The sequence below is a fragment of the Companilactobacillus crustorum JCM 15951 genome (assembly GCF_001434585.1).
GTDB classification, from domain to species: Bacteria; Bacillota; Bacilli; order Lactobacillales; family Lactobacillaceae; genus Companilactobacillus; species Companilactobacillus crustorum.
Window position 1 is genome coordinate 1 of the sequence record NZ_AZDB01000055.1, and the last position, 9,379, is coordinate 9,379.

At 36.4% G+C, this 9,379-nt stretch carries 9 protein-coding genes; 1 reads left to right on the forward strand and 8 read right to left on the reverse strand.

Features of this window, described 5'->3' with window-relative positions:
* Positions 1-352: 352 nt before the first annotated feature.
* From citG to FD26_RS10160, 8 genes are read right to left on the reverse strand one after another with little or no spacing between them, the layout of a single operon-like run.
* Entirely contained in the window at positions 353-1,165 is an 813-nt protein-coding gene (gene citG, locus FD26_RS10125; RefSeq protein ID WP_057868307.1) for a triphosphoribosyl-dephospho-CoA synthase CitG, read from the reverse strand.
* Entirely contained in the window at positions 1,162-1,698 is a 537-nt protein-coding gene (gene citX, locus FD26_RS10130) for a citrate lyase holo-[acyl-carrier protein] synthase (RefSeq protein ID WP_057868308.1), read from the reverse strand. The genes citG and citX overlap by 4 nt, the downstream gene beginning before the upstream one ends.
* An 11-nt stretch (positions 1,699-1,709) precedes the next feature.
* Positions 1,710-3,251, reverse strand: coding sequence for a citrate lyase subunit alpha (gene citF, locus FD26_RS10135; RefSeq protein ID WP_057868309.1), 1,542 nt, complete (start codon positions 3,249-3,251; stop codon positions 1,710-1,712).
* Positions 3,241-4,143, reverse strand: a complete 903-nt coding sequence (citE, locus tag FD26_RS10140) for a citrate (pro-3S)-lyase subunit beta (RefSeq protein ID WP_057868310.1) — start codon at positions 4,141-4,143, stop codon at positions 3,241-3,243. Before citE ends, citF begins: the two co-directional genes overlap by 11 nt.
* A complete protein-coding gene (gene citD / locus FD26_RS10145) occupies positions 4,143-4,436 on the reverse strand; it encodes a citrate lyase acyl carrier protein (protein WP_057868311.1) in 294 nt (97 codons plus the stop codon). The genes citE and citD overlap by 1 nt, the downstream gene beginning before the upstream one ends.
* Positions 4,426-5,436 carry a [citrate (pro-3S)-lyase] ligase gene (gene citC / locus FD26_RS10150; protein WP_057868312.1) on the reverse strand — a complete coding sequence of 337 codons (1,011 nt, stop codon included), beginning with the start codon at positions 5,434-5,436 and terminating at the stop codon, positions 4,426-4,428. The genes citD and citC overlap by 11 nt, the downstream gene beginning before the upstream one ends.
* Positions 5,437-5,446: 10 nt before the next feature.
* Positions 5,447-6,769 carry a 2-hydroxycarboxylate transporter family protein gene (locus FD26_RS10155; RefSeq protein WP_057868315.1) on the reverse strand — a complete coding sequence of 441 codons (1,323 nt, stop codon included), beginning with the start codon at positions 6,767-6,769 and terminating at the stop codon, positions 5,447-5,449.
* Between the two features lie 9 nt (positions 6,770-6,778).
* The gene (locus tag FD26_RS10160) at positions 6,779-7,927 is read right to left on the reverse strand and encodes an NAD(P)-dependent malic enzyme (protein ID WP_057868313.1); all 1,149 of its coding nucleotides are present in this window, start codon (positions 7,925-7,927) and stop codon (positions 6,779-6,781) included.
* A gap of 175 nt (positions 7,928-8,102) precedes the next feature.
* Here FD26_RS10160 and FD26_RS10165 point away from each other — a divergent pair, with 175 nt between their 5' ends.
* Positions 8,103-9,047, forward strand: a complete 945-nt coding sequence (locus FD26_RS10165; RefSeq protein ID WP_057868314.1) for a sugar-binding transcriptional regulator — start codon at positions 8,103-8,105, stop codon at positions 9,045-9,047.
* The last annotated feature ends 332 nt before the right edge of the window (positions 9,048-9,379 follow it).

The following is a 9,379-nucleotide window of genomic DNA, read 5'->3' on the forward strand; positions in this document are numbered from 1 at the left end:
ATTTAATATATAGAGATAAAAATTCCTATTACACTGCAAATTTGTTCAACAATATTAGAACCAAGGATTTAATCGGTAATAAAAAATCTGTGGGCCCTCAGTGGTGATATTCTACTTAGCTTGCGAAGCAAGGTTAGTAGAAGACCGAGCTTAGAGATCCATAATTATACACGAAGTGTAGAATTATTAGCTCTAAGTCGTGTCCACCACGTTCCAGTGGCCCACAGATTTTTTGCGGACGATAGCATATTTCAACCACATCAGTTAGTATACTCACGCTATAACAAAACTTGAGAAAAAACCGATAAAAAAGTCATTAGGTCCTTTTATAAAGTGATTTGAATTTAAAAATTTAGATTAAGAACAAGAAGATTGTAATAATCAATAAATCGGCACTGCCGCCAAGACTAAGATTATTTTCATTGCAATAACTGTTCATATCTTCTAATATTTCTCGACCTTCAGGATGACTGCATCCCCCAACCTCCAAAATATTTTCTGCATATTTTTGAACATTTTCCAACGATTCCAAATTACCACGTTTAACCACATTTGAATCATAGGACTCTGAAACAATGACCATCAAAGTATCTAACAAAACTGTCCCAAAATCATTGCCAAAATGAGCTCGTAAATAAGGTAATGATTTTTCAAAGACAACTGGATACCCTTTTTCGGCTTCTCCACGAATACCGGTAATTCCATATTGGAGATACATGCGTTCTCCATTCGTCAAATGTATCTTTTTATCCAAATCTTTAAAATCATGCTCGGTTAATCCACGTAGCATCTTCTCTGTTGTTAAACGAATATGATCTTGGTCATATCCTCCTGCAGCTAGAAGAATACCTAAAGAGAAAATTGCTCCCTTATGAGTATTAATATCGCCTGTGGCGGCAAACATAGCTTTCTCAGCTTCTATTCCGATTGGACGGATAGATTTAAAAAGATCAGTCAAATTTTCACCGTGAAAATCAATTCCTGCTTGGGCAAATTCTTCTAAATATGGTCGCAATGAAACGGCACTGTCGATAAAGGTAAAAACGTCCATATCCAAATGGGTTGAATGATCAACAGGATCAACAAGCCCAGGTTTGGGTTGGACGTCTACTTCATACAACAGAGCTTTCAAAGCAGCATCAGCTAACTGTGTACTTAATTTCATAAAAGCTCCAAATTACTATTTATTATTTTATTTATATACTCTTGCATCTCCACCACACTATGATTTCGACTGCGAGCACAAACTTTGGCTGGTTTATCACAAATCAGACATTTGCGTTCAGATAAGCCAAAATCCTTACGACTCAATGGATGAAGGTTATCTTTATATAATAAAACATCAATATCGAATAATCTACCTAATTCATTATTATCCTCGAACTTGATGGCACTTTTCTTCACATTACTGGCATCAGCATTAATTATCGCAAAGGCTTCTGGACCAGTTGCTACGTCCCAAAGCAATTGATAATCTACTGACATATCATCCAAAAATTGTTTCAACCCCATTTGAAACAATTGTCCTAGATAATAATTATTTTTTATCGGACCAGGTATATTCAACTTGGCATTGATTAATGATTGATTATTTTTCAATTTTTTATAAAGCAACTGTTGCTCCATTACGCGAGCATCGCGATTTCTTAATACATGGGCAATATCTTGCTCAATCCCCTTAGAAAATACATCAATCATAAATCTCTCTCCTAGTCTTTAACTTGGTAAACAGTATCGATCAAACTGCCATCACGATATTCAATCAAAGCAACTGGACGATCAGTGAATTGAAGTTTTTCAGGTTTGCCAACAATGGCCTCGGCACGTTTTTGCAACTCCTCAATTGTATAAACGGGAACGCCTGGAACATTCTTCAAAGCAGCAATTAAGTCTTTTCTCTTAGGATTGATTGCAATACCAACTTCGGTAACTAAGACATCGATACTGTCACCTGGTGTAACAACTGTTGTTACGTCTGGCACGACAGTAGCAATTCTACCACGAACTAATGGTGCAGAGATAATAGTTAGCTTAGCGTTAGCAGCATCTTGGTGTCCACCAATAGCACCACGCAAAACGCCATCTGAACCTGTCATTACATTAACATTGAATTTCGTATCAATTTCCAAAGCAGAAAGAATACATACATCCAATTGGTTAACAGCAGCACCCTTATTGTATGGATCAGCGTACCATGATGAATCAATCTCTTGTTGATTCTCATTATTGGCCATACTTGCAGCAGCACCCTTATCAAAGTCTTGGACATCAAGAATCTTGTCAACAAGTCCTTCTTCGAGTAAATCAACTGTAGGTTTAGTAATCCCACCTAGAGCAAATGAAGCCTTAATATTCTTTTGAATCATAGATTTTCTGAGATAACGGCTGACAGCAAGTGCAGCACCACCGGAACCAGTTTGGAAACTGAAGCCATCTTTAAAGTATGGTGAATGAGTAATTACTTGGTTAACCATTTCAGCAATCTTTAATTCCTTAGGATCTTTAGTGAAACGAGTAGCACCAGAACCAATTTTATCAGGATCTCCGACCTTAGGAACCTTAACAACATAATCAACTTGTGTTTGTTTGATACTTGCTGGAGTATTTGGATAAGGCATGATTGTATCAGTCAAAAGAACTACTTTATCAGCATACTTAGCATCCATCAATGAATAACCCATTGAACCAAAGACGGCATCACCATGAATAGCATTAGCATTACCAACAGCATCAGCATTAGGTACACCCAAGAAGGCTACGTCAATCTTAATATCGCCGTTTTCAATTGAACGAGCACGATTACCATGTGAACGAAGTACAACGGGATCTTTTAAGCCACCGTGTGAAATGAAATCACCTAAACTGCCACGCATACCAGAAGAAGTAATGTGTGAAATTGTTCCAGCTTTAATAGCTTTGATAACCATATCGTTCATTACATTAGTCAACGAACTTGGAGCTAAAGTTAAATCTTGGAAGCCTTCATTAATAATTTCTTGCATTACCATATTGAAGACAAAATCACCTTCACGGAAATGATGATGGAATGAAATTGTCATACCATTTTTCAAACCAGTTTTAGCAATTACATCAGGAATTGAATCAACTAACTTATCATCTCCTTGAGTAACCTTAACGTTATGAGCAACATAAGTTGTTTCAGGATTACCAATTTCAGTTGTTTCAAATGGTTTATAATTTTTATCTTTTAAAATATCATCAGGAATTTCACGATTTACTTTATTCAGCATAGATATTACCCTCCTCATCAACTAAGTGCGATGCTTTAGCTAAGGCCATAGTTCTTTGCGCACGAGCAACGACCGGCTTATCAACCATCTTACCGCGCAATGAAATAACACCAGAACCCTTCTTGTGGGCTTCTTCGATTGCATTAAGCACGTCTTTAGCATTTCTAATTTCTTTTTCAGTTGGTGCATAAATTGCATTAACTAATGGAATTTGACGAGGATTGATAACTGACTTACCGTCAAAACCAAGTTCATGAATGATTTCTACTTCATGATTGAAACCTTCTGTGTTATCAACATCTGAATAGACGGTATCAAAGGCAGCAATTCCAGCTGCACGAGCACCGTGCAAAATCATATTACGAGCAAATGATAATTCGGCGCCATCAGGATATCTGCGAGTCTTCATCATTGTGACATAATCTTCAGCACCAAGAGCGATACCGATTAAACGGTCAGAAGCCTTGGCAATAGCAGGTGCATTCAAGACACCGCCAGCACTTTCAATTGCGGCCATCATATGTGTCCGACCAACTTCAATGCCGAAATACTTTTCTGCTTCTTCAATAACCTTTTCAGTTTCAACAACATCTTCAGGAGTCTCTGTCTTAGGTAAACGGATAACCTCAACGCCAGCTTTAACCATGGCATAAATATCAGCTTTACCCATATCTGTGTCAAGACCATTGATTCTGACAACTAATTCAGAATTGCCGTAATCGACATTTTGCAAAGCTTCAAATACTAGCATTCGAGCTGTATCTTTTTCCGTCAAAGAAACTGAATCTTCCAAATCAAACATAATTGAGTCGGCTCCATAGATACCAGCATCTTTGATCATGGCTGGATTGTTACCAGGAACAAACATCATTGTTCTTCTTAAACGTTCCATTATCCAAGTACCTCCCAATTTGGTTGATTTTGTGTATCGGTAGCACGTTGAATAGCAGCAATCAAACGAGCTTTGATGGTACAATCCAAAGCACCTTTATCAACGGCACGAACTGTAACATTTTTGATGTCATATTCGGCTAGCAAGTCAGTGATAACCTTTCTGATTTGTTTTCCAAATTGTTTTTCAACTTGTGAATTAAGGTTGATTTCAACACCAGTACCCTTTGAAAGGGTGAATTGAATATCACTTGATTCAAGAGTTCCGGCTAGAGCTGTATGCTTAATTTCCATCGTGAATCCTCCCAATTAATGTTTTTATATTATCTTTAATAAACTTATAAGTTGTTTCTGGAACGTATTTTTGAACAGTGGCTAAATCATTTGCTTGAATAGCTTGACGAACCTTCGTAGCACTGATGATATCTTGATCAATTGCTTTACGGTCAAGAATCTCTAACTCAACTTCTGGTGGCAAAACTTTCTGCAATGACTGATTATAAATTTCGGTAGTTGGAGAATATGGTTCACTACCAACGAAACGTTTAGTAATCTTCAACGCACTAGCAATTCGTTTAAAGACTTTCGCATCAAGTTGAGTTTGATATGTGGCCACTTCAGAACAGCTCTTAATGAAATAAGAAGGAAAAGTTACAAAACTGACCATATATTGACCGCCACTGACTACTTGAACGTTGTCTAAATCGGCAGTTCCTTGCTTGATCAAATCTAATCTTTCAGAAGTTTTAAAAAGCGATGCATCTTGATTAACGACAAAGACATAAACTGAATCGCTCTTCTGGGCAGCTTGTTCAACTAAGTAACGATGTCCCAATGTAAAAGGATTAGCGTTCATTACTATGGCCGAAATATTTTTACCAGATATTCTAGGCAACTCAGCAATATATTGATCAATTGAATAATCGCCTGTCTCCAATAAAGCAGAGTACTCAGTTTCAGCAATCAAATTAAATCCTAAATAGCTAAAACTTTTTTTATATTGTGGCTTAGTAAAAACAAAAACATGAAAGATATTCTGAGCCGCTAATTCATTAATCAATGTTGAAACTAATTTGTTAAAAATATTGCCACCTTGATAATCCGGATCTATCGCTAAATATTTCAGAACATTTTCGAAGTAAGAACCGGTGGCAATTAATTTGTCATCTTCATAAATACCAAAGGTTTCAGTGATATCGTCTAAATTTTCAATGACTAAGCCCTCATTTTGAATCAAGCTTTGCCATTGTTTGTAATAATAGGAATCTTTTAAGTTTAAAGTTGTTGTTTCCAAGTTATTTCTCCTAGGCAAAGAATCTCATTAGGAAGATTGAAAGTGTAACGGTAATAGCACCACCAAGACGAACGGCAACCTGAGCGAATGGCATCAAGTTCATACGATCACCAGCAGCTAAGATTGCTAGAGCACCGGTACCACCTTGACCTGAACAACATGAAACGGCAATAGCAGTATCAACTGGGTACATTCCTAAGAATTTAGCTGAGAAGAAAGCTGCTGTAACAATAGCTGTAACGGTGATGAAAATAGTAATCAACATTGGCACATTTGTGAACACAGTAACCAATGATTTCCAAGGTGTCATAGCAACACCAACACCGAATAGCAAGAGTGGTGAAATACCTTTAACAGTCAAACTGTAGAGTGACTTTCCACCTTCTTGAACGGAATCTGGAATCCAACCCAACATCTTAGCAACCATAACAACAATCAATAGAACAATTGGAGCTGGCAAGTGAATAACTGAGTTGACCCAAACACCAAGCATATAAAGTGTGATAGCCAAAATACCAGAAACTAACATCTTAGTAATATTAGCAGTATCTGATTTTGATGAAAGACTGCCTAATTCATCAGAACCTTCATCTGATTCAACCAAACGACCATTACCAGTTAACTTAGGCTTTACTTCACCGATTTTTCTTAAAATACCGGCTTCAATAACGGCAACCAAGCTTCCTAACATAACACATGGTAAAATTTGAGCAAAAATATTTTGTTGACCCATTGAAATAATTGCAGCATAACCAAGTGATAGTGGCAAAGCACCTTCACCAACACCACCAGCCATAATAGGTGCGACGATAAAGAAATATGATTTGTAAGCTGATAGTCCAAGAAGCATACCTACTCCCATACCAACAAGTGGTCCTACGACTTCACAAATCAAAAGAACTACGATAATTCTCATACTTGCTTGAATCAAAGTCTTACGATTCATAGCTGAAATACTACCAACAATCAAAAGAGCAATAAAGACAGCTAAGAAATTATTATTATTCATAAAGTCAGTTACGACTTTAGTAGTACTACCTGGCAACCAATTCATATAAACCAGATAAGATGGTAAGAATGTAACAACTAGAACTTTTCCACCTAAAGAATTCAAAATGGGAATATGTTTACCAATTTCCTCTAGGATAAAAGAGAATAGCGTCATGATACCAATAGCACCAATCATGTCATTAGGCATTTGATTAGTAAGAGTTAAAAGTCCATAAGCAACTAACAATAATATATAAAGTGGCATTGGAACAATCCCGATATTCAATGCCATAAATTTTTGAAAGAGATTCTTAGGTTGATCTCCATCAGGAATAGAATTCATCTGCATAATTTAATCCTCGTTTTTTACAAAGTTTGTTACTGCGGTTGAAACAGTTTGAACAACGTTCTTATCAAAAACTCCAGGGATAATCTTTTCAGGTTCAGGATCAGTAATCATTTCAGCTAAACCTCTGGCAACACTTGCTTCCATTTCAGAACTAAAGTGATCCACATGATTTTCTAGTAGACCTCTAAATAATCCTGGGAAAGCCAAAATGTTATTAACTTGGTTAGGATGTTGTGAACTACCCGTAGCAACCACTTGAGCTCCAGCTTCTTTAGCAAGTTCTGGTTCAATCTCTGGCTTAGGATTTGCTAAAGCAAAAACAATTCCCTTATCCATTGAAGCAACCATTTCTTTAGTAACAATGCCACCGACTGATAAACCAACAAAAGCATCAGCACCATTCATAGCATCGGCCAAAGTCTTAGCATCTGACTTGTAATCAATACGTTTCATTAAATCGTATTGATAATCATTCAAGCTAGTATCCTTACTATTAATAACACCTTTTTGATCAACCAAAATAATGTTCTTGATACCACTCTTGAACAATAATTCAGCTGTGGCTAGACCAGAAGCACCAACACCATTAATGACAACCTTCAAATCACTCAAGTTCTTATTAACAACTTTGGCTGCATTGATCAACCCAGCTAGAACAACAATAGCCGTACCTTCTTGATCATCATGGTAAACAGGGATATCAAGTTTTTCAGCTAATTTTTGTTCAATTTCAAAACATCTTGGTGCGGCGATATCTTCCAAATGGATTCCAGCAAAACTCTTACTGATATTAACAACAGTTTTGACGAATTCATCGACATCAACTTGGTCCAAGGCCAATGGAATAGCATTAACGTTAGCTAAAGTCTTATATAACAAAGCTTTACCTTCAATGACGGGCAAACCACCTTGAGGCCCAATGTTACCAAGGCCCAAAACAGCTGATCCATCAGTAATAATGGCAACTAACTTACCACTAACTGTATATTCATGAGCTAAATCATGATCCTTAGCAATAATTTTACTAATTTCTGCAACGCCAGGCGTATATGCTTCACCTAGTTCTTCCATTGTTGTAACAGGTAATTCTCCATCAATCTGAAGAACACCAGTATGAGCTTTATGTATTTTCTTTACTAATTCCATATCCATAGGTGTCGCCTCTTTTTTAAAATTTTTAAAAAATAATGTTTTTATTTAACATTTTTCAATTCATATACTACCCTCTTTTTCAAAAAATGTAAATAGTTTCACAAAGTTCACAAACTTTAAAAATTGAAATTGAGCCATAAATAAGGTAATTTATATATACAAAGGAGATTTATTTATGGCTCAGGAAGAAAGCACCTCACTATTAGTGGATCTAGCTCAAGACTATTATTTAAACCATTTAAACTTGGGTGACATCTCAAAAAAATACAATATTAGCCGTTATAAAATCTCTAAATACTTATCTGAAGCGGTGGATAAAAAAATTGTCACAATCAATATAAGCTCACCTTTTTCACGAAGTCATGATTTGGAAAATAAGCTCAATTCAATCTTTCCTAATCCTAATTTTTACGTGTTAAAGAATACTGAGGATATTGCTCACGAAAATGATCGTTTTTATTCCTTTGCCGCAAAGTATTTGCAAGATTTAATTGATGGCAAAAAAATAATCGGCCTCACATGGGGAGACACGATTTATCATGTAATTGATTCATTTCAATCTACTGCTAAAGACAATATGGTTTTCACTCAATTTATTGGTGAAAATGGCAAGCACAATTCATTAGCCGGTACAATGCGTATGGTTCAAAAGGTAGCTACCCGTTATAACGGTAAATATCTCACAATAGATGCGCCACTTTATATTATGAATAAGGACGTTCGACGCTTATTAGCTTTGGAACCTGCTATTCAGCCAACTCTTGCTACCGCCCAACAATTAGATTTGATTTTTACTAGTGTGGGAACGGTCGATTCAATCAACAGTATTGATTCTTGGCACGACAGTAAGAAGGTCTTATTCCCTAACGTTAACTCTGATTCTATTGCTGCCTTAGTTTACGGACGACCAATTAACAAGGATGGTAAGTTGCTTATTGATGAGAGCAACGATAAGGTCTTTGGTATTAGTTTCAAAAAAGTTCTTCACGTACCTAGTCGCGTCGCAATTGTTAATGACAAATTTAAATCCTCAGCATTAAAGGCTGCTCTATTGGGCAACTACTTTACTGATGTTATTTTAAATGAACCTACAGCTAATAAAATTTTAGCCGAATTATAACTATAACGAAAAGAACCCTGTATGATAAAGTTCTTACTCAAGTTTGGTTATAGCATGAGTATATTTGAATTCCCGTCCTCCACAAAAAGTGGGAATGCTGTTGGAACGCTATGGGTCGGTTTGAAACTAATCATTTTACACTTCGTGCAAAATAATGGATTTCCAAACTCGGCCTCATTGTAACCGGCAAAGCCGCTAACAATGATCTCATAGCTGAACGCATTCCCACTTTTTGCTCCGGACTGACTCCTACTTTATTCATTAATTATTGTAAAATTTAAATACCAGATAAAAACGGTCACCGTTAAGAAATCCAAGCATAAATGTATGTC